18 protein-coding genes are annotated in these 21,099 nt (G+C 70.9%); 12 read left to right on the top strand and 6 right to left on the bottom strand.

What is annotated here, in order from left to right; all coding sequences use genetic code 11:
• Window positions 1-274: 274 nt before the first annotated feature.
• From ACFY0T_RS33410 to ACFY0T_RS33400, 3 genes are read right to left on the bottom strand one after another with little or no spacing between them, the layout of a single operon-like run.
• Window positions 275-1,078 (bottom strand): enoyl-CoA hydratase/isomerase family protein, encoded by an 804-nt coding sequence (locus ACFY0T_RS33410; protein ID WP_388879018.1) that lies wholly within the window; start codon window positions 1,076-1,078, stop codon window positions 275-277.
• The gene (locus ACFY0T_RS33405) at window positions 1,075-1,500 is read right to left on the bottom strand and encodes a Zn-ribbon domain-containing OB-fold protein (protein ID WP_388879475.1); all 426 of its coding nucleotides are present in this window, start codon (window positions 1,498-1,500) and stop codon (window positions 1,075-1,077) included. Before ACFY0T_RS33405 ends, ACFY0T_RS33410 begins: the two co-directional genes overlap by 4 nt.
• A gap of 13 nt (window positions 1,501-1,513) precedes the next feature.
• Entirely contained in the window at window positions 1,514-2,662 is a 1,149-nt protein-coding gene (locus tag ACFY0T_RS33400) for a lipid-transfer protein (RefSeq protein ID WP_388879472.1), read from the bottom strand.
• A 123-nt stretch (window positions 2,663-2,785) separates the two neighbouring features.
• Here ACFY0T_RS33400 and ACFY0T_RS33395 point away from each other — a divergent pair, with 123 nt between their 5' ends.
• Entirely contained in the window at window positions 2,786-4,390 is a 1,605-nt protein-coding gene (locus ACFY0T_RS33395; protein ID WP_388879015.1) for a FadD3 family acyl-CoA ligase, read from the top strand.
• Window positions 4,391-4,554: 164 nt separating this feature from the next.
• Here the strand turns inward: ACFY0T_RS33395 and ACFY0T_RS33390 are convergent, their stop codons facing one another.
• Window positions 4,555-4,728, bottom strand: coding sequence for a hypothetical protein (locus tag ACFY0T_RS33390; RefSeq protein ID WP_388879012.1), 174 nt, complete (start codon window positions 4,726-4,728; stop codon window positions 4,555-4,557).
• Window positions 4,729-4,943: 215 nt separating this feature from the next.
• A complete protein-coding gene (locus ACFY0T_RS33385) occupies window positions 4,944-7,895 on the bottom strand; it encodes a BTAD domain-containing putative transcriptional regulator (protein WP_388879009.1) in 2,952 nt (983 codons plus the stop codon).
• Between the two features lie 222 nt (window positions 7,896-8,117).
• Between ACFY0T_RS33385 and ACFY0T_RS33380 the strand changes: the two genes are divergently transcribed.
• The 7 genes from ACFY0T_RS33380 to ACFY0T_RS33350 all read left to right on the top strand — a co-directional run bounded on the left by ACFY0T_RS33380 (window position 8,118) and on the right by ACFY0T_RS33350 (window position 17,363).
• The gene (locus ACFY0T_RS33380) at window positions 8,118-9,386 is read left to right on the top strand and encodes an amidohydrolase family protein (RefSeq protein WP_388879469.1); all 1,269 of its coding nucleotides are present in this window, start codon (window positions 8,118-8,120) and stop codon (window positions 9,384-9,386) included.
• Window positions 9,387-9,515: 129 nt separating this feature from the next.
• Complete coding sequence (locus ACFY0T_RS33375) at window positions 9,516-11,003, top strand: VCBS repeat-containing protein (protein WP_388879006.1); 1,488 nt, start codon at window positions 9,516-9,518, stop codon at window positions 11,001-11,003.
• A 160-nt stretch (window positions 11,004-11,163) separates the two neighbouring features.
• A complete protein-coding gene (locus tag ACFY0T_RS33370) occupies window positions 11,164-12,102 on the top strand; it encodes an LLM class F420-dependent oxidoreductase (protein WP_388879003.1) in 939 nt (312 codons plus the stop codon).
• Window positions 12,103-12,123: 21 nt separating this feature from the next.
• Complete coding sequence (locus ACFY0T_RS33365; RefSeq protein WP_388879000.1) at window positions 12,124-12,900, top strand: SDR family NAD(P)-dependent oxidoreductase; 777 nt, start codon at window positions 12,124-12,126, stop codon at window positions 12,898-12,900.
• 102 nt (window positions 12,901-13,002) lie between these two features.
• Entirely contained in the window at window positions 13,003-14,121 is a 1,119-nt protein-coding gene (locus tag ACFY0T_RS33360; protein WP_388878997.1) for an LLM class flavin-dependent oxidoreductase, read from the top strand.
• A gap of 13 nt (window positions 14,122-14,134) precedes the next feature.
• A complete protein-coding gene (locus ACFY0T_RS33355; protein ID WP_388878994.1) occupies window positions 14,135-15,865 on the top strand; it encodes an amidohydrolase family protein in 1,731 nt (576 codons plus the stop codon).
• Window positions 15,866-15,881: 16 nt separating this feature from the next.
• Complete coding sequence (locus tag ACFY0T_RS33350; RefSeq protein WP_388878991.1) at window positions 15,882-17,363, top strand: aldehyde dehydrogenase family protein; 1,482 nt, start codon at window positions 15,882-15,884, stop codon at window positions 17,361-17,363.
• Window positions 17,364-17,471: 108 nt separating this feature from the next.
• On the opposite strand, the gene ACFY0T_RS33345 is transcribed toward ACFY0T_RS33350, so the two are convergent.
• A complete protein-coding gene (locus tag ACFY0T_RS33345) occupies window positions 17,472-17,867 on the bottom strand; it encodes a nitroreductase/quinone reductase family protein (RefSeq protein ID WP_388878988.1) in 396 nt (131 codons plus the stop codon).
• A 184-nt stretch (window positions 17,868-18,051) separates the two neighbouring features.
• Between ACFY0T_RS33345 and ACFY0T_RS33340 the strand changes: the two genes are divergently transcribed.
• The 4 genes from ACFY0T_RS33340 to ACFY0T_RS33325 are packed head-to-tail and all read left to right on the top strand — an operon-like array spanning window position 18,052 to window position 21,080.
• Window positions 18,052-18,828, top strand: a complete 777-nt coding sequence (locus ACFY0T_RS33340) for an SDR family oxidoreductase (protein WP_388878985.1) — start codon at window positions 18,052-18,054, stop codon at window positions 18,826-18,828.
• Between the two features lie 45 nt (window positions 18,829-18,873).
• Window positions 18,874-19,785: an SDR family NAD(P)-dependent oxidoreductase gene (locus tag ACFY0T_RS33335; RefSeq protein ID WP_388878982.1), complete on the top strand. Its 912-nt coding sequence runs from the start codon at window positions 18,874-18,876 to the stop codon at window positions 19,783-19,785.
• Window positions 19,786-19,805: 20 nt separating this feature from the next.
• On the top strand, window positions 19,806-20,537 hold the full coding sequence (locus ACFY0T_RS33330) for a TetR/AcrR family transcriptional regulator (protein WP_388878979.1): 732 nt from the start codon (window positions 19,806-19,808) through the stop codon (window positions 20,535-20,537).
• A gap of 30 nt (window positions 20,538-20,567) precedes the next feature.
• Window positions 20,568-21,080, top strand: coding sequence for a hypothetical protein (locus ACFY0T_RS33325; RefSeq protein WP_388878976.1), 513 nt, complete (start codon window positions 20,568-20,570; stop codon window positions 21,078-21,080).
• The last annotated feature ends 19 nt before the right edge of the window (window positions 21,081-21,099 follow it).

Raw genomic sequence — 21,099 nt, 5'->3', positions numbered from 1 at the left:
TGTTCCCCGCGCCCCTTTTAGGGGCGCGGGGAACTGCGCAGTCTTTTAGCGGGGGTCTGGGGGCGCAGCCCCCAGGGACGGGACGGGTAGGGGCGGAGGGGGCGAAAAACTCACCCGTGACGGCCGTCGTACCGGCCACGGAAGGGGCTCCGTACGGCGGCCGTCGCTCAGGGGAGCGCGGGCACGGCCCCCGCTCTCGATGCAGACGCTACGCCGAGTGCGACGGCCCCGCCACGCGGAGCCATCCGGGGGGCCACAGCCACCCCGAGCAGGCCTAGCGCAGCCGAAAGCCGGAACGACGGGCCGCGAAGAGCCCCGCCTGCCGTTCGCCCGGCAGATTGCCCATCGACACAAGCTGCGGCGCATGCGCGAGGGCCTGTGCCCGGGCGGCCTCCTTGGCCAGCCACAGCGCCCGCACGGTCCCCTGCACGGCCTCCACCGGATAGGAGGCGATGACGGCGGCACACTCCACGGCCGCCGCCAATGCCCCACCGGGCGAGGCGAGTTCCGACACCAGCCCCACCTCGTACGCCCGCCGCGCCGACATCCGCTCCGCGGTCCCCATCAACGCCATCCGCGCCACCTCCCCGAACGGCATCCGCTGCGCCATGTAGATGGACTCGTACGCGCTGACCATCCCGTACGTGGTGTGCGGGTCGAAGAAGGTCGCCCCTTCGTCGGCCACGATGAACTCCGCCTCGCCCAGCAGGTAGAAGGCACCCCCGCACGCGATCCCGTTCACGGCCGCGATCACGGGCTTCCACAGGTCGTTCGCCTTCGGCCCGATCGCGACGAGCGGATCGTCCACCATGTAGGGGGAGTTGGGCTGCGACACGACGACGTCCCGGTCGATCCCGGTGCAGAAGGCCCGCGTACCCGCCCCGGTGACGACCAACGCCCGTACGGAGTCATCGAAGCGGAACTCCCGCCAGGCTGCGGCGAGTTCGGCGGCCATGTCGAGATCGATGGCGTTGAGCTTCGAGGGCCGATCGAGGGTGAGGACACCGACGCCGCTCTCCTTGTCGACACTGACGCTCAGACCGCCACTGCCACGGTCGCCCCCGCCCCCGCCACTCACGCCCGCTCCAGAACCCAGCGCGGCACGGACGTACCCCCCACCTCCGCGAAGACCACCTGCACCCGCGCCCCGATCCGTATCCGTTCCGGGGCAACGGAGTTGAGGGGCGCCTCTACCCCGCTCACCAGATTCCCCACGAGCCGTATGCGCGGAGCCTCCACCAGCTCCACCACGATCGCGTTGTACGGGGCCTGCTGCGCGTAGGCGGGCAGGAGCGGCGGATGGGGGATGACGTACGACCACACGCGCCCCCTCCCGCTCATCTTCCGCCACTCGCTCGTGAAGGAGTGGCAGTGCGGGCAGCAGGGCCGGGGCGGAAAGCGGAGCTCACCGCAGTCGGCGCACGCCTGGATGCGGAGCTCGCCCTGGGCGGCGTACCGCCAGAAGGGCGCGCCGTCGTCGTCGAGGACGGGTCGCAGCAGGGGTTCGGGCATCTCAACTCCTCAGGAGAATGGCGGAGGTGGGGACTCCCTCACCCGCGGTGACCAGACAGGTGGCCGCCCCCGGCACCTGCGCCGTACTCGTGCCCCGCAGCTGCTTCACCCCCTCATTGATGAGGTTGAAGCCGTGCACATACGCCTCGCTGAGTCCGCCACCCCCCGTATTGACGGGCAGCCGCCCCCCGATCTCCAGCGCCCCGCCCTCCGTGAAGGCCGCGCCCTCGCCCCGCCCGCAGAAACCGTATCCCTCCAGGGACAGGGGTATCAGCGGTGTGAAGGCGTCGTAGATCTGCGCGACATCCACGTCCTCCGGTGCGAAGTCGGCGTGTTTCCACAGGTGTCGGGCGGCGGTCCAGGCGGGCCCGGTGAGCGGGTCGTCGTTCCAGTAGTTGACCATGCCGTGGTGCTGGGCGGGCAGCCCCTGGGCGGCGGAGTGGACGTACACGGGACGCTGCCGGCAGTCCCGCGCCCGTTCCGCCGACACGATCACGCACGCCAACGCCCCATCCGTCTCCAGGCAGTTGTCGAAGAGGCAGAGGGGTTCGCTGATCCAGCGGGAGGTCATGTACATCTCGCGGGTGAGCGGGCGCTCGTACATGATCGCGGCCGGATTCTGATTGGCCCTGTTCCGGCAGGCGAGGGCGACATTGAACAGGTGGTCCCTGGTCGCCCCGTACTCATGCATGTACCGACGCGCCAGCATGCCGATCTCGTCGGCCGGGCGGAGGAGCCCGAAGGGGCGGGTCCACTGGGCGGGTGTGGGGAGTTGGACGCTCGTGTTCTTCCACGGCCGGGGTCCGGACCCCCTCTTCCGCGACCGCCAGGCGACTCCCACCGTCGCCTGTCCGCCGGCGATGGCGGCGGCGAGATGCGCGACGGTGGCACAGGAACCGCCTCCGCCGTACCCCACCTTGCTGAAGAAGGTGAGGTCGCCGAGCCCGACGGCCTTGGCGACCTCCACCTCGTCGGTCTCCTCCATGGTGTAGGAGGCGAGCCCGTCGACTTCGGCGGGCGCGATTCCGGCGTCGTCGAGCGCGGCGAGGATCGCACGACAGGCCAAGGTCTTCTCGGAGTCGGGGAGTTGCTTGGCGAAGGGGGTCTGCCCGATCCCGACGATGGCAGTGGCGTCCTTGATCCCAGCCATGTTCCCCGCCATGTTCCCGGCCATGGGTGCACCTCCGCACATGGTCCCGGCTGCTGACAGTGCGTCAGGCTACAGCTAATCTGACGGTCAGTCAGCTAGTGGCGTTCCGGTCGGAGGTGTGAGATGCGCGGAGACCTGGAGTGGGGCAGCATCCCGGGACTGGTGCGGTCGGCGGCGACGCGCTTCGCGGACCGCGAGGCGGTCGTCGAGGGCCGCACCCGTATCTCGTACGCCGAGTTGGGCGCCCGCGTGGAACGCGCGGCGGCGGCCTGTATGGCCAACGGGGTACGGCGCGGCGACCGCGTCGCCATCTGGGCCCCGAACACCCTCGACTGGATCGTCTCCGCGCTCGGCGCGGTGTCGGCGGGCGCGGTCCTGGTTCCGCTGAACACCCGTTTCAAGGGCGCGGAGGCGGCGTACGTCCTCTCCCGGAGCCGCGCGAAGCTGCTGTTCGTGACGGGAACCTTCCTCGGGACGTCGTACGTGGCGTCGCTGCGGCGGGCGGCCGGGGAGGGCCCCGGATCGGCCTCCGGGCCGCTACCCGGCCTTCCGCACCTGGAACAGGTGGTGGTACTCGCGGACGACGCCCCCGCCGACTTCCGTACCTGGAAGGACTTCCTGGCGGACGGGGAGGGACTGGGAGCGGCGGAGGTACGGGAACGGGCGTCCTGCCTCTCCGGCACCTCCCCCTCGGACATCATCTTCACCTCGGGGACGACGGGCCGCCCGAAGGGCGCGATGATCACCCATGCGCAGACGCTCCGCGGTTATGCCATCTGGAGCGACCTCGCGGGCCTGCGCGAGGGCGACCGCTACCTGATCGTGAACCCCTTCTTCCACACCTTCGGCTACAAGGCGGGCATCGTGGCCTGCCTGATGCGCGGCGCGACGATGATCCCGCAGCCGGTGTTCAACGTGGACACGGTGCTGGCGAATGTCGCCTCGGAGCGCATCTCGGTCCTCCCGGGCCCGCCCACGCTCCACCAGTCGTTGCTGGACCACCCCTCCCGGGACGCGTACGACCTCTCGGCGTTGCGGCTGGTGGTGACGGGCGCGGCGGTGGTCCCGCTGCGCCTGGTGGAACGCCTTCGCACGGAGCTCGGCGTGGATACGGTCCTCACGGCGTACGGCCTCTCCGAGGCGAGCGGCATTGTCACGATGTGCCGCCGCGGGGACGCGGCGCAGGTGATCGCCTCGACCTCGGGCCGGGCGATCCCGGGCACGGAGGTACGGGTGGTGGACGCGTCGGGGTCGGTTGCCGGGGCCGGCTCCCCCGGCGAGGTCCTGGTCCGCGGCTTCAACGTCATGCAGGGCTACTTCGAGGATCCGGAGGCCACGGCGGCCGTCCTGGACGCGGACGGCTGGCTCAGGACGGGCGACGTCGGCGTCCTGGACTCGGCGGGCAACCTCCGCATCACCGACCGCATCAAGGACATGTTCATCGTCGGCGGCTTCAACGCCTACCCCGCCGAGATAGAGCAACTCCTCGGCCTCCACCCGGACGTGGCCGACGTCGCGGTCATCGGCATACCGGACGGCCGGCTCGGCGAGGTGGGCAAGGCGTACGTCGTACGGCGTCCGGGTGCGGTGGTGACGGGCGACGACCTCATCGCCTGGTCGCGGCGCGAGATGGCGAACTACAAGGTGCCGAGGGTGGTGGAGTTCGTGGGGGAACTGCCACGGAATGCGAGCGGGAAGGTGGTGAAGGGGGAGTTGCGGGGGCGGTGAGGGGGAGTCGGGCCCTTCCCCTCGCGCCGGAGGCCGAGCCCGGGATCGATGGTGAATGCCGGGGCCGGTGCCCCGCCTGTGGCAAACCACACCCCGGACACACATCGGCCGCGGCGGCTCCCCCTCCGCGCCGCCGCGGCCGATCCCCGTGTGGTGTGGTCTGGTTAGGCCGGCTCGTCCGTGGCGTGGACGTTGTCCGTGGTCGCGTCGCCGGTCGACTCGTCCGGGGCGATCAGGTTCTTGCCGGCGAGAGGCTCGGTGGTGGCGTGGACGTTGTCCGTGGTCGCCGTCGGCTCGTCGGTGGCGTGGACGTTGTCGGTGCTGTTGGTGTCGCTCATGACTGGCTCCCCTGGCAGTTCTTTTCGATGCGGTTGCGGTAGTCGGGAAGGCCCGCCCGGCAACTCCCCCGAGGGTCGCCGGACGGGCACTTCTGGGCCGGTTCACCTTAAAGGTCCGGCCGTGTGTCACCCCGCCTGCCCCCCGACGCGACGGATCGACACGTTGAGAGTGCCGGGTGGCGATAAACGAACGATGAACGTGCAGGCGCCCGGTCTCAGGCGACGGCGAGTGGCTTGAGGAGAGCTCGTACCTCGTCGGCCTCCGGGGCGCCCAACGCCTCGAAGATGTCCAGGGCTTCCCGCCAGCAGACCTGCGCGCGACCGATCTGCCCTATGCCGCTCAGGGCGCGACCGAGCACCGTGAGGACGTTTCCGCGTCGCCAGTCGCCGCCGATCCCCCGGAGTACCGTCAGCGCCAACTCGGCGTTCGCGGCCGCCTGCGCGGGGCGCCGGCCGGCGAGGTCGGCCTCGGCGAGACGGAACAGGGTCATGCCTTCCCAGAGCCGTTGGCGGCTGTCCTGGAAGACTTCGAGGGCCTCCTGCAGACGGTCGACAGCCTGGGAGAGTTGACCGCTCTGCGTGAGCGCGAGCCCCAAGGCGTACCGGCCGTTGGCCCCCTTCAGCGCGTGGCCCATGTCGTCGTACATGGCCGTGCCCTGCTGGGCCAGAGCCACCGCGCTCGCCGTGCGTCCGGTTGCGAGGTGAATGCGGGACAGGTTGCACAGGGCGCTGGCCTCTCCCGGACGGTCCTCGCAGGCACGGAAGTTGTCGATGGCGCGGGCCAGGTGCGCCTCTCCGTCCTCGTGCCGGTTCTGGTACAGCGCGATCACGCCGAGGATGTTGGACGACCAGCAGCTGGTCAGGGGATCACCGGTGGCGAGGGCCAGGTCCAGGGCACGCGTGGCCGCCTGGTCGGCCGAGTCGAAACGTCCCGTGATGTGGTGCACGAAAGACAGGGTCGTAAGAGCCCGGGCCTCGGCCCGCCGGGCCGCGATCTTCTGCGCCGCGGTGCGTGCGGCCTCGGCGATGGCCTCGTACTCCTTGGAGTTGGCCCCTGATTCGGCAAGGTCGCAGGCCGCCCACAGGAGATCGACGGCCCGTGCCAGGGTCTGCGAGCCCATCGACTGCCGTACGCAGGCCAGTGTGCAGACCGCCTCGGCGTACAACCAGTCCTGAGCCTGATGCCGATCCTCGAACACCAGGCCCGGATACTCCGTGGTCTCAAGGTGATCCACCAGCCGGTCGCCGGGCCGGTCGATCTCGTAGACCCCAGCAGTCGTTGCCAAGTAGAAGTCCAGCAACCGCGACATAGCCTCATCCCGTTCACTGGGCGGCTGCTCATCCCTCTCCGCACAAGCACGCGCGTAGAGCCGCACCAGGTCGTGGTACCGGTAGCGGCCGGGCGCCGCGGATTCCAGGAGGGAGGTGTCGACGAGGGACTCCAGGAGGTCCTCGGTGTCCTCGACGGGCAGATCCAGCACCGCGGCCGCCGCCGCCAGTGAGATGTCCGGGCCGTCCGCCAGGCCCAGCAGGCGGAATGCCCGGGCCTGGGCCGGCTCCAGTTGGCCGTAGCCCAGCTCGAAGGTGGCCTTGACGGCCAGGTCGCCCGCCTGGAGCTCGTCCAGACGGCGCCGCTCGTCGCCGAGCTTCGCCGCCAGGACCGAGACCGTCCAGGTGCGGCGGGCCGCCAGACGGGACGCGGCGATGCGGATGGCGAGGGGGAGAAAGCCGCAGGCCGCCACCACGTCCAGCGCGGCCTCCCGCTCGGACGCCACCCGCTCCTCGCCCACGATCTTCGTGAAGAGCTGGAGGGCCTCCTCCGGGCTCATCACGTCCAGGTCCACCAAGTGGGCGCCTGCCAGGTCCACCATCCGCACCCGCGACGTCACCAGCGCCGCGCAGCCCTCCGTGCCGGGGAGCAGCGGACGTACCTGGGCGGCGTCGCGTGCGTTGTCCAGCAGGACCAGGACCCGGCGGCCGTCCAGGACCGAGCGGTACAGCGCCGAGCGCTCCTCCAGGGAGTCCGGGATCGCCGAGTCCGCCGTACCCAGGGCCCGGAGGAAGGCTCCCAGCACCGTCTCCGGCTCCGCCGCCCGCGACCCCGCGCCCTGCAGGTCCACGTACAACTGCCCGTCCGGGAACGCCCCGCGCGCCTGGTGCGCCACATGCACGGCGAGGGTCGTCTTGCCCACGCCGCCGATCCCCGCCAGCGCCGAAACCGCCATCACCCGGCCCTCCGCCGAGGAGGCGGAGGCCAGGACGGCGCTCAGTTCCTGGACGAAGGAGGCCCGGCCCGTGAAGTCCGTGACGGAGGCCGGGAGCTGGGCGGGACGCACCGGCGCCGCCGCGGGCTCCGCCGCCGGAGCCGACGGTTCCGCCAGGCCCGGGTCCGCCTGGAGGATGCGCTGCTGGAGTTCCTTCAGGCCCGCCCGCGGGTCCACGCCCAGCTCGTCGGCCAGCAGGCGTCGTGTGTCCGCGTACACCGCGAGGGCCTCCGCCTGGCGGCCCGAGCGGTACAGCGCGAGCATCAGGAGTTCGCGCAGGCGCTCGCGGAGCGGGTGCGCCGCCGTCAGAGCCGTCAGCTCCGACACCGCCTCCGCGTGGCAGCCCTGCTCCAGGTCCATGTCCAGGCGGGATTCGAGAAGCTGCAGCCGCCACTCCTCCAGCCGGGCCCGCTGCGTCTCCGCGTACGGTCCGGGCACGTTCGCCAGCGGTTCCCCGTCCCACAGGGTCAGCGCCTGCCGCAGCAGCTCGCGGGCCTGGCAGAGATCCCCGCCGCTCTTCGCCTTATCGGCGTCCGCCGCCAGTTCCTGGGCCCGGGCGAGGTCGAGCGCGCCCTCCCCGAGGGACCGGATCGCGTACCCGCCCGACTCGCTGACCAGGACCGCGGAGCCCAGCGCCTTCCTGAGCCGCGATGCGTACGTCCGTACGGCGGCCAGGGCCTGGGACGGGGGCTCGTCGCCCCACAGAGCGTCGATGAGCTCGGCTGCCGTCGCCGTGCGGCCCTCGCGGAGCAGCAGCGCGGCCAGCAGGGCGCGTTGCTGCGGGGATCCCGCCGGAAGAGGATCGTCCTCGCGCCAGGCGCGCACCGGGCCGAGCACGCTGAAGCGCAACGCCGCCGATTCCTCGGGACGCCGCTGCTCCGGTACTCGCGGCACACCGTCCATCGCTGTCCCCCTGCCGAACCGTCAGTGCAACGAGGCCAGTTTGCCTTGTTCGCGGCGGATGCGTCAGCCGTGCGAGACGGCGATCACAGGGGGTCGCACGGTACACCACAAGGCCCTCACACTCTCTCCCCACACGTCCGCACACATTCACTCACCCCACAGCCATGAGCGAGCTAGCTGACGGACCGTCAGATCAGCGCTACCGTGAGCCGTATGGAGACCATGGAGAGCACGGAAACCCCCGCGACCGGCCCGGAGACCGACACGGACTTCCCGAAGATCATCTCGGTGGACGACCACACCGTGGAGCCTCCCGGCGTCTGGCGGGACCGGCTGCCGGCGAAGTACCAGGACACCGGGCCCCGCATCGTCCGCGCACCGCTGAAGGAAATGACCTTCCTCGGCGGAAAGTTCGCCCCGGTGATGGGCGCCCCCGGCGACGACGGCCCCATCGGGGACTGGTGGGTGTACGAAGACCTGCACCGGCCGCTCACCCGCCTCGACACCGCCGTGGGATACGACCGGGACGAGATACGGCTCGAAGTCATCACATACGAGCAGATGCGACCGGGCTCGTACGACGTCCCTCAGCGGCTGGCCGACATGGACGTCAACCACGTCCAGTCCGCCCTCTGTTTCCCCACCTTCCCGCGCTTCTGCGGCCAGACGTTCACCGAGGCCAAGGACCGTGAGCTGGGACTTCTCGGGGTGAAGGCCTACAACGACTGGATGGTGGAGGAGTGGTGCGGGCCGGCCGCACGGGGTCGTCTCATTCCCCTCACCCTCATTCCGCTGTGGGACGCGGAACGTGCGGCGGAAGAAGTACGGCGCAATGCGGCCCGTGGCGTACGCGCGGTGGCCTTCTCCGAGATTCCGCCCCACCTCGGACTCCCTTCCGTCCACACCGACGACTGGGACCCCTTCCTGGCCGCCTGCGACGAGACCGGCACGGTCATCGCCATGCACATCGGCTCGTCCAGCCGCATGCCGTCGACCTCCGCCGACGCCCCGCCCGCCGTCGGCTCCACCATCACCTTCGCCAACTGCTGCTTCTCGATGGTCGACTGGCTGATGAGCGGCAAGTTCGAGCGCTTCCCGAACCTGAAGGTGATGTACGCGGAGGGCCAGATCGGGTGGATCCCGTACATCCTCGAACGCGCCGACGTGGTGTGGGAGGAGAACCGCGGCTGGGGTGGTGTGGCGGACAAGGTCCACCGCCCGCCGTCCGAACTCTTCGCCGACCACGTCTACGGCTGCTTCTTCGACGACGCCTTCGGACTGAAGAACCTCGACGCCATCGGGGTCGGCAACGTCCTCTACGAGACCGACTACCCGCACTCCGACTCGACCTGGCCGAAGTCGCAGGAGGTCGGCGAGGCCCAGATGGGGCACCTGGCCCCGGACGTCGTCGAGCGGATCGTGCGGGGGAACGCGATCGAGCTGCTGGGGCTGACGGAGGACGGGCTGTGGCCCCGGGGAGGCGCCGGTTAACGATTCGGGAACTCCCGCCGTCTTCCAGGGCAACTCTGCCACCACCACGGCAGTCGTACTGGCGGCGGAGTGAGGATCTTGACTTCTCCGTCGGGCAGCTGCACTTTCAGCGCGGGAGTTGGGTTCCACATGAGAAGACGCAAGTTTCGTTCTCGCCTCGGACTCGTGGCCGCCGTGGCCGTCGCCGGAGCCGTTGTCGGCCCGGTGAGCGCGCACGCGGCCGGTACGGCGAGCGCCGGGGCGACGAGCGTGCGCGCCGACTTCAACGGCGACGGGTACACGGACCTCGCCGTCGCCGCCCCCTGGGGCACGGTCGGCGGGTACGCCCGTGCCGGGTACGTGAGCGTCGTGTACGGCTCCTCGCAGGGGCTGGACACCACGCACCGGCAGGTCATCAGCCAGAACACGGCCGGCATACCCGGCGCCGCCGAGACCGGCGACTGGTTCGGCTGGGGCCTGTCCCTCGGCGACCTGGACGGCGACGGGTATACGGACCTGGTCGTCGGCGCCCCGAGCGAGGACGTCGGGTCCGTGCAGGAAGCGGGCACCCTGACCGTCGTCTGGGGCGGGAAGACGGGTCTGTCCGGCGGCAAGGTCGTGGCGACCGGCTCCATGCTCGACCAGGTCAAGCCCCGGCACGTCGCCGTCGGCGACTTCAACGGCGACGGCCGACTCGACGTGGCCACGGACAACCACCTGCTGGCCGGTCCGTTCACCCGCACCGCCGGTGCCGCGGCGACCGCGGACATCGCCTTCGACCTCAGCTATGAAGACGCCGGCTTCACCATCGACGACGTCGCCGCCGGGGACGTCGACCACGACGGCATCACCGACCTCGTCGGGCTCGTCCACACCCCCACCGAGGAGGGGCCGCCGGGCGCCGCCTATCGCATCGCCTACCTCCACGGCACCAAGCAGGGGCTGAGCGACCCGGTCGTCCTGAAGCGGTCCGACGGCACCAACATGCCCGGCGGCTCCAGCCTCGGCATCGGCGACGTGAACAAGGACGGGTACGCCGACCTGGTCGTCGGGCGCCCCGTCGACGGCCAAGGTGAGCGATCCGTCGAACCGACGCTCCTCGGCGGGCAAGTCGGCGTGGTGTACGGCTCGGCGAGCGGGCCCGACACCTCCCGTACGACGGTGATCAACCAGGACACGGCGGGCGTGCCCGGAGTGTCCGAGTATGGCGACGACTTCGGCCTGGGCATCTCCGTCGGGGACGCCAACGGCGACGGGTACGCGGACGTGGCCGTCGGCTCCCCGGGTGAGGACATCGGCACGGTCGCCGAGGCGGGCGGCGTGGCCGTGCTGCGCGGCGGAGCGTCCGGCCTCACCGGCAGCGGCGCCGTGTCCTTCAGCCAGAACACCACGGGTGTGCCCGGCACCGCCGAGAAGGGCGACCTCTTCGGCGGGCACACCGCGCTGGCCGACACCAACCACGACGGCCGTGCCGAGCTGTACGTCGCCGCGCACGGCGAGAACACCTACGACGGCGCCGTCTGGGCCTTCCGCTCCACCAGCACCGGCCCGACCGCCACCGGCTCGGTCTCCTTCGGGCCCGCCGACATCGGCGCGCCCGTCACCGACGCCTGGTTCGGCTACGGCTTCGCCCGCTGACGCACAGCCCACGCGCCCTGTCCCGGGCAACAGCCCCGGCGGACATGTTCCGCCGGGGCTTCCCCTTGTCTGACGCGGCGTCAGCGACGACTATGTGCGAGTCCCATTCAATCTGACGGTTCGTCAGTCGGGCGGCCGTCGGTCAGGCAAGGGGGTCGTCGTGCCCGTCCCGTCCGAGGAACGCCTCTCCTACGGCATCCAGCTCCCCGTCCAGTCCCAGAGCACCATCTACGCGGAACCCTGGGAAGCCGCCGCCGGCCCCGACGACCTCGTCGAGATCGCCCGCGCCGCCGACCGCGCCGGATTCGCCTATGTCGCGAGCTGCGACCACGTCGCCATCCCGCGCAGGCTCGCGGGCGCGATGAGCACCGTCTGGTACGACCCGGTCGCCACCCTCGCCTTCCTCGCGGGCGTGACCGAGCGCGTCCGGCTGCTCAGTCATGTCGCGATCGTCGGGCTCAGGCATCCGCTCGTCACGGCCAAGCAGTACGCGACCCTCGACCATCTGTCGGGCGGCCGTCTGGTCCTCGGGGTGGGCGCCGGGCACGTGCGGGAGGAGTTCGAGGCGGTCGGGGTCGACTTCGAGCGCCGGGGAGCCGTCCTCGACGAGACGATCGACGCGTTGCGCGCCGCGCTCGGGTCGGACGAGTTCCCCGTCCACCACGGCAAGACGTACGACTTCGAGGGGCTCGGCCAGCGGCCCAGGCCCGCCCAGGAGCGGGTCCCCGTGTGGGTGGGCGGCTCCTCGCCCGCCGCCGTGCGCCGGGCCGCGCTGCGCGGCGACGGCTGGCTGCCGCAGGGGGATCCGCGCGACCGGCTGCCGGGTCAGATCGCCCGGCTCAAGGCCCTGCGCGCGGAGGCCGGCATCGAGGATCCCGTCACCATCGGGGCGATCGCCGAGCCGTTGTACGTCGGTCAGCCCGGCTGGGACGTCGGGCGGCGCACGCTGCACGGGGCGCCCGAGGCACTCGCCGAGTCGCTGAGGGCGTACCGCGCGATCGGCGTGCACCAGATACAGGTGCGGTTCCGCAGCAGGAGCCGTACCGAACTCATCGACCAGATCGCGGCGTTCGGCGCGGACGTCGCGCCGCACCTCTGAGCCTCACCCCTAAGGAGAGTCATGGGCAAGCTGGACGGACGCGTCGTCCTCATCACCGGTGCGGCGCGCGGGCAGGGCGAGCAGGAGGCACGGCTGTTCGTCGAGGAGGGGGCGAAAGTCGTCGTCGCCGACGTCCTCGACGATCAGGGCGAGGCCCTCGCCAAGGAACTGGGCGCGCTGTACGTCCACCTCGACGTGGGCCAAGAGGCCGACTGGCGCTCCGCCGTGGTGGCCGCAGAGAAGGCGTACGGCCGTATCGACGGGCTGGTCAACAACGCCGGCATCCTGCGCTTCAACTCCCTCGTCGACACCCCGCTCGACGAGTTCATGCAGGTCGTGCAGGTCAACCAGGTCGGCTGCTTCCTCGGCGTCAAGGTCGCGGCGCCGCGCATCGCCGCGGCCGGCGGGGGGACCGTCGTCAACACGGCCTCGTACACCGCGATGACCGGGATGGCCGCGGTGGGCACGTACGCGGCGACCAAGCACGCCATCCTCGGGCTCACCCGGGTCGCGGCGATGGAGTTGGCGCACCAGAACATCCGGGTCAACGCCATGTGTCCGGGCGCCATCGACACCGCGATGTCCAACCCGGCCCAGCTGGACCCGCACGCGGACGCGGAGGAGACCTCCCGGGCCCTCGACGAGCTGTACGGCAAGCTCGTGCCGCTGGGGCGGATCGGGAGGCCGCAGGAGGTGGCGCGGCTCGCCCTCTTCCTGACCTCCGACGACTCGTCCTACATCACCGGGCAGCCGTTCGTGATCGACGGGGGATGGCTGGCCGGAGTCTCCATTATCTGACTCCTCATCAGCTATTGACGGTCCATGCGGGCGGTGCCACAGTCGGCGAAAGAAAATCTGACGGTACGTCAGAAACTCAGGGACTGGGGACGGTGAACCTCCTTGGAATTCGGGCTCTTTGTACAGGGATACGTGGGCAAGCGGGCCGAGACCGATCCGCTCGCGGAGCACAAGGCGCTGATGGAGGAGACCGAGTACGTCATCCAGGCGGACAAGTCCGGCTTCAAGTACGCCTGGGCGTCCGAGCACCACTTCCTGGAGGAGTACTCGCACCTCTCCGCCAACGACGTCTACCTCGGATATCTGGCGCACGCGACGGAGCGGATCCACCTCGGATCCGGGATCTTCAACCCGCTCGCCCAGGTCAACCACCCGGTGAAGGTCGCCGAGAAGGTCGCCATGCTCGACCATCTCTCCGAGAACCGCTTCGAGTTCGGCTCCGGCCGCGGCGCGGGCTCGCACGAGATCCTCGGCTTCCTCCCCGGCATCACCGACATGAACTACACCAAGGAGATCTGGGAAGAGACCATCGCCGAGTTCCCGAAGATGTGGCTCCAGGAGGAGTACGTCGGGTTCCAGGGCAAGCACTGGTCGCTCCCGCCGAGGAAGGTACTGCCCAAGCCGTACGGGAAGTCGCACCCCGCGATGTGGTACGCCGCCGGGTCGCCGCCGTCGTACGCGATGGCTGCCAAGAAGGGGCTCGGGGTGCTCGGCTTCAGCGTGCAGAAGGTCTCCGACATGGAGTGGGTCCTCGAGCAGTACAAGACGGCGGTCGTGAACGCCGAGCCGATCGGCGACTTCGTCAACGACAACGTGATGGTGACGACGACCGCGATCTGCGCGCCGACGCACGACGAAGCCATCCGGATCGCGGTCGGCGGCGGGCTGCACTACCTGCCCTCCCTCGTCTTCCGCTACCACGACACCTTCCCGCGCCCCGAGGGCTTCCCCGTCTGGCCCGAGACGCTCCCCGAGTACAACGAGGAGTTCGTCGAACTCCTCATCGAGGAGGAACTGTTGATCTGCGGCGACCCGGACGAGGTGCTCACCCAGTGCAAGCGGTGGGAGCAGGCGGGCGCCGACCAGCTCTCCTTCGGCCTGCCGGTCGGGGTCCCGCCCGAGTACACGCTGCAGACGATCAAGCTGATCGGCGAGCACGTGATTCCGAAGATCGACACGGATCCGGTGCATCGGACGACCCGGTTCCGGCAGTCCGCTTAGGGGGTTCGCCGCGATGCTCGACCACCTGATCAAGGGCGCGACCGTCGTCGACGGGACGGGCGCGCCCGCGTACACCGCGGATGTGGGGATACGGGACGGTCGTATCGCCGTGATCGGTACGGTGACCGAGCCGTCCCGTACGACCGAGGACGCCGCCGGGCTGGTCCTCGCCCCCGGCTTCGTCGATCCGCATACGCACTACGACGCCCAGCTCTTCTGGGACCCGTACGCGACCCCGTCCCTGAACCACGGGGTGACGACGGTCGCGGGCGGCAACTGCGGCTTCACGCTCGCCCCGCTGAACCCCGCGCGACCGGACGACGCCGACTACACGCGCCGCATGATGTCCAAGGTCGAGGGCATGTCCCTGGTCGCCCTGGAGGAGGGCGCGCCCTGGAACTGGCACACCTTCGGGGAGTACCTGGACGCCCTGGAGGGGCGGATCGCCGTCAACGCGGGCTTCATGGTGGGGCACTGCGCGCTGCGGCGGTATGTGATGGGGGCGGACGCGGTGGGCGGGCAGCCCACCAAGGAGCAGCTGGCGCGGATGCTCGCCCTCTTCCACGAGGCGATGGACGCCGGGGCCTGGGGCCTGTCCACCACCCAGTCCTCCACGCACTCGGACGGCGACGGAAAGCCGGTGGCTTCGCGGCACGCGAAGCCGGCGGAGCTGCTCGCGCTCAGCAAGGCCGTGGGGGAGCACGAAGGCACCCAGATCGAGGCGATCGTCGCCGGGTGCCTCGATCAGTTCAGCGACGACGAGATCGATCTGTTCGTCGAGATGAGCACGGCGGCGGGCCGCCCGCTCAACTGGAACGTCCTGACGATCGACGCCGCCGTCCCCGACCGCGTTCCCCGCCAGCTGGAGGCGAGCGAGCGCGCCCGCAAGTCCGGCGGCCGCATCGTCGCGCTCACCATGCCGATCCTCACCCCGATGAACATGTCGCTCGGCACCTTCTGCGCGCTGAACCTGATCCCCGGGTGGGGACCGATCCTGGGGCTGCCCGTGCCCGAGCGGATCGCTCGGCTGCGTGATCCGGACGTACGGGCCGAGATGCTGCGGCGCGCGGACTCCAAGGAGGCGGGCGTCTTCCGGCGGCTCGCCAACTTCGGGCGGTACGTCATCGGCGACACCTACAGCGCGGCGAACGAGGGCCTGACCGGGCGGGTCGTGAACGACATCGCGGCCGAGCGCGGCCAGGAGCCCTTCGAGTGCCTCGTCGATGTCTGCGCGAACGACGACCTGCGTACGGTGCTGTGGCCCATGCCCACCGACAACGACCCCGACTCCTGGGCCCTGCGCGCCGAGACCTGGCAGCACCAGGACGTCCTGCTCGGCGGCTCCGACGCGGGCGCCCACCTGGACCGCATGTGCGGAGCCCCGTACACCACGCGCTTCATCGGCGACTGTCTGCGCGGCCGGAAGCTGGTGGGTCTGGAGCAGGCGGTGAAGATGCTGACGGACGACCCGGCGCGGCTCTTCGGCCTGCGCGAGCGGGGGAGGGTCGAGGAGGGTTTCCATGCGGACCTGGTGCTCTTCGACCCGGAACGGATCGACGCCGGCAAGGCCACCCTGGTGCACGACCTGCCGGGAGACAGCCCGCGACTGGACTCCAAGGCGATCGGTATAACGGCCGTATGGGTCAACGGAGTTGAGGCGATTCGCGGTGATGTGGTGACGGGCGCCGTGCCCGGGAAGGTGCTCCGCTCCGGGCGGGACACCCGGACGGTGAGCACCAGGTGACGGGCGTCCGCACCGGATGCCTCGGATTGTTCGAGGGGGCCAAGTGACCGACGGACAGCAGCGGTTGTTCATCGGCGGGTCGTGGGTGGAGCCCGACCACGGGTTCTACGAGGTGATCGACCCGGCGACCGAGGGTGTCGTCGGGCTGGCGCCGGAGGCCTCGCGGGATCAGGTGCACGCGGCCGCGGCCGCGGCCCGCGAGGCCTTCGAGGCGTGGTCGCGCACGCCCGCCGAGGAGCGCGCCGCCGTCCTCGACCGGGCGGCGGACATCATCCAGCGCCACTTCGTCCCGTACGCCGAACTCGCCCAGGCCGAGAGCGGCGCCACGACGGGGACGGCGCGCGGCATGCAGGTGGGCGTCGGGGTGGCCCGCTTCCGGCGGTACGCCAAGGTCGAGCCCGTCGAACAGCCGCTGCCGCCGCAGATCAACGAGGCCGGGCCCTTCGGCAGGGCGGCCGTGATGGGCGCGCTGGCCGTACGCCAGCCGGTGGGCGTGGTCACCTGCATCACGTCATACAACAACCCCTGGGCCAACCCGGCCGGCAAGATCGCCCCCGCGCTGGCCATGGGCAACACGGTGGTCGTGAAGCCCGCCCCGCAGGACCCGTTCTCCGTCTACCGCATGGCGGAGGCGCTGGAGGCGGCCGGCGCCCCGCCGGGCGTGGTGAACGTGGTGACCGGCTCGCGCCCGGAAGTCGGCGAGGCCGCGGTCGACTGCGCCGACGTGGACATGGTGAGCTTCACCGGGTCCACGGCCGTCGGGCAGCGGATCGCCGAGGCGTGCGGCCGTGGCATGAAACGGCAGCTGATGGAGCTGGGAGGGAAAGGGGCGGCGGTCGTCTTCGACGACGCCGACCTGGAGTCGGCGGTGTCGGGGATCGGCACCACTTTCTCGTTCTACAGCGGACAGATCTGTACGGCGCCGACGCGGGTGCTGGTGCAGCGGGGCGTGCACGACCGGTTGGTTACCCAACTGGCGGCGTACGCGGGCCACTTGAAGGTGGGCGACCCGCGGGAGCAGGGGACGGTCGTCGGCCCGGTCATCTCCTCTGCCCACCGGGACCGGATCGAGTCGTACATCGAACTGGGCCGGAAGGAGGGCGCGCGGGTGGTGACGGGCGGCGAACGCCCTACCCTCGAACGCGGCTTCTACGTCGCGCCCACCCTCCTGGCCGACTGCACCCCCGACATGCGGGTGGTCCGGGAGGAGATCTTCGGCCCGGTCGTGGTGGTCCTCCCCTTCGAGGACGAGGAGGAGGCCGTCGCCCTCGCGAACGACAGCGACTACGGGTTGATCGACTACGTCTGGTCCGGCGACGTCGCCCGCGCCTTCCGCGTCGCCCGCCGCCTACGCGCCGGCGGCGTCGGCGTGAACACCGTCGGCCGCAACATGGAGGCCCCCTTCGGCGGCTTCAAGAAGAGCGGGGTGGGGAGGGACGTGGGGTCGTACGCGCTGCATGCGTACAGCGAGGTGCAGGCGATTGTCTGGCCGGGGTGAGGGGCGCCGCGCCCCTTCAGGGGCGCGGGGAACTGCGCGACAAGCCCCCACTCGCCCGCAGCCGAAAGGCTGGTACGGGACGGGTAGGGGCGGAGGGGGCGAAAACACTCAGTCCCGCAAGTCCACGCGCACGGTGAGCAGTTGGCCGCCCACGGCACGGACCGCCGTGCTGTTCAAGCGGGGCAGGGTCTTGAGGCGGGCCCGGGGGTCGTCGTCCGGAAGGAGATGGGCCGTGCCGGCGTGCCAGCGGCCCCGGAGCCGCACGCGGACCTGAGGATTCGCGCGGATGTTGCGCACGTACTGGGACCTCTCGCCGTATTCGGAGACCAGCCAGAACGAGTCCCCGACCCGGCGCCCGCCCACCGGGGTACGGCGGGGCAGCCCGGACTTCCGGCCCGTCGTCTCCAGGACGGTCTGCAACGGCAGACGCCGCAGGATGGGGTTGCCAATACGCCGCTGGAACGGCGTGACGATCCGGTACTTGATCTCGGCGTAGCGCGTCATGGGGTGGCCGCCTCTCCTGTCAGTCGCCAGTGAAATTACACGCGAGCGGTGAAGCGGCGGCATCCGGTGGCGTAGCGGCGTAGCGATGTTACGGCCGAGGGTAGCGTCGCTACCGTATCGGTGTTAGCGTTGTTTCTGTCAGGGAGCGAATCATCGCTACCCCGCAGCGACAAGGAGCAACGCCATGACCGAGCAGCACGAGCAGCCCAGCACCACCTCCCCCCGCGTCGCCATCGTCACCGGCGGCTCCCGCGGCATCGGCCGGGAAACCGCCGAGCGCCTCGCCGCCGAGGGTTACGCCGTCGTCGTGAACTACGCCGGCAACGAGGCCGAAGCCGACAAGGCCGTCGCCGCGATCACCGAGACCGGCGGCCAGGCGATCGCCGTCCGCGCCGACGTGGCCGACGAGACCGAGGTCGCCGCCCTCTTCGACGCGGCCGAGCAGGCCTTCGGCGGCGGTGGCGGTGGCGGTGTCGACGTAGTCGTCCACGCGGCCGGCGTCATGACCCTCGCCCCGCTCGTCGACCTCGACCTCGACGCCCTCGACCGGATGCACCGCACCAACATCCGTGGCACCTTCGTCGTGGACCAGCAGGCCGCGCGCCGGCTGCGTGCGGGCGGCGCGATCATCAACTTCTCCAGCTCCGTACTGGCCCTCGCCCTCCCCGGCTACAGCGCGTACGCCGCCACGAAGGGCGCCGTCGAGGCCATGACGCTGATCCTGGCCCGCGAGATGCGCGGCCGTGACATCACCGTCAACGCCGTCGCCCCCGGCCCGACCGCCACCGCCCTCTTCCTCGATGGCAAGGACGAGGAGACCATCGCGCGGATGGCCGCCCAGCCCCCGCTGGAGCGCCTCGGCACCCCCGAGGACATCGCCGGGGTCGTCGCCTTCCTCGCGGGCCCGGCCGGGCGCTGGGTCAACGGCCAGGTGATCCGGGCCAACGGCGGCATCGCGTAACCCCCCTCCCAGCCCCTCTCCCTCTCTCTTCCAAGGAGTTCTGCCATGTCTGCTGCAGGCAAGACGATCCTCATCACCGGCGCCGGTTCCGGCTTCGGCGCCCTCTCCGCCCGCGCGCTCGCCCGCGCCGGGCACACGGTCTACGCCGCGATGCGCGACACGGCGGGCCGCAACGCGAGCCGCGTCGCGGAGGCCAAGGCGTACGCCGCCGAGCACGGAGTGGATCTGCGTACGGTCGAACTGGACGTCCTCTCCCAGGAGTCGGCGAACGCCGCCGTCGCCACGGTCCTCGCGGAGGCGGGCGGGCTGGACGTGATCGTGCACAACGCGGGCCACATGGTGACCGGCCCGACCGAGGCCTTCACACCCGAGGAACTGGCCGCGGTGTACGACACGAACGTGCTCGGCACTCAGCGCGTCAACCGGGCCGCACTGCCTCACCTGCGCGCACAGCGGCACGGCCTGGTGCTGTGGGTCGGCTCCACGTCCAGCCGGGGCGGCACCCCGCCGTACCTCGCGCCGTACTTCGCCGCGAAGGCCGCGATGGACGCGCTCGCCGTGTCGTACGCCGCCGAGCTGGCCCGCTTCAACATCGAGACGACCATCGTGGTGCCGGGCGCCTTCACCTCCGGCACGAACCACTTCGCCACCGGCGGTCACCCCTCCGAGCAGACCGTGATCCCGGCGTACGAGGAGCACTACGCGGGCCTGATGGACCAGGTCGCCCAGCGCCTGGCCGCCCTCGCGCCCGCCGACGCGGACGTGTCCCTCGTCGCCGACGCGATCGTCGAGGTCGTCGACACCCCGCACGGCGAGCGGCCCTTCCGGGTCCACGTCGACCCGGCGAACGACGGCTCCGAGGAGGTCAGCCGGGTCGCGGACCGCATCCGCGCCGAGTTCCTGACGCGGATCGGCCTGGACGACCTGCTCGCCCCGCACACGGCGTCCCGTTCGTGAGTGCGGGTAGCGTCGCTTCCGTGAGTACGAAAGCGCGCATCCTCGAAGTGGCGGCCGCCCTGGTCGCGGAGTCCCCGAACGGGGACGTCTCGACCCGGGCGGTCTGTGAGGCCGCCGGAGTCGGTGCCCCGGCGCTCTACCGCCACTTCGGGGACAAGGAGGGCCTGCTGTCGGCGGTCGTCGACCACGGCTGGGAGAAGTACCTGGCGACCAAGCGTGAACGCCGCCCCGGCACGGACCCGGTCCAGGACCTGCGCGACGGCTGGGACAGCCACACCGAGTTCGCGCTGCGGAACCCGAACCTCTACCGCCTCATGAACTCCCCGGCCATGCGCACCCCTCCGGCCGCGGCCCTGGAGTCCCACCAGATCCTCACCGCGGACCTCCAACGCGCCGCCGAACAGGGCAAGTTGTGCCTCGCCCCGGAACTGGCCGCCCAGATCATCATGTCCGCCAACGTCGGCGTCGCGCTCATGCTGGTCTCCCGCCCGGCGACCTTCACCGACAAGACGGTCTCCCGCCGCGTACGGGACGCCGTACACGCGGTGGTCTTCACCCCGGACGTGACCGGCTCCGGTACGCCGGCCACGGCCACCCCGGGCGAGACAGGCGTCCCCGCCACCGCGACCCGCCTCGGCGCACTCCTCCGCCAGACCCCGAGCCCGGCCTTCACCCCCGCCGAAACGGGCCTGCTGACCGAGTGGCTGGACCGGCTCTCGAACACGCCCACGGAGGACACCCCCGTGGCATGATGGCCGCCATGATGATCTACCGAAAGGCCGATGCCGCGTAGACGGCCCGGCGCGGTGCGCGCCGCACGGCGGCTGGAAGAACGCCGACTGCCTCAGTGGGCACGGGACTTCCCGCCCATCGACCGACTGTCACTGGAGACGAGCGCCGCGATCCGCGTGGCGGAGCACAGCGACCACGACCTTCACAGCGCTCATGGCGATCAGAGCTATCACGTACGCCCGGGCGGCACCGCAGGATTCCTGCGCAGCTACCGAGCCTTCCTGCGCCGACGGGGTCCGCGGCTGAAGCTCATCGCTTCGGAGTGCCCGTCCTGCCCGGGATGCCAGTACGACGACGTGGCGGTGGTCAGGGACGCGCTCCAGGACGTCGTCCGCGACCTCCCTCCCCGGGCACGCGCCGAACTGAAACAGCTCCTCACCGTGCTCGACGCCGAGTTCCGCCGCCGTACGATCCCCGACCCCGACCCGGCCCATTGGGCGGACTGGAGCGGGAGCCCGTACCCGTGGTGGCACCGGCGCGTGTACGAGGGCACGGCGACATGAGGACGATTCCGCGACCCCC

The organism is Streptomyces sp. NPDC001530 (genome assembly GCF_042894545.1).
Taxonomy (GTDB): Bacteria; Actinomycetota; Actinomycetes; order Streptomycetales; family Streptomycetaceae; genus Streptomyces.
This window is presented reverse-complemented; position numbering and strand designations above follow the sequence as displayed.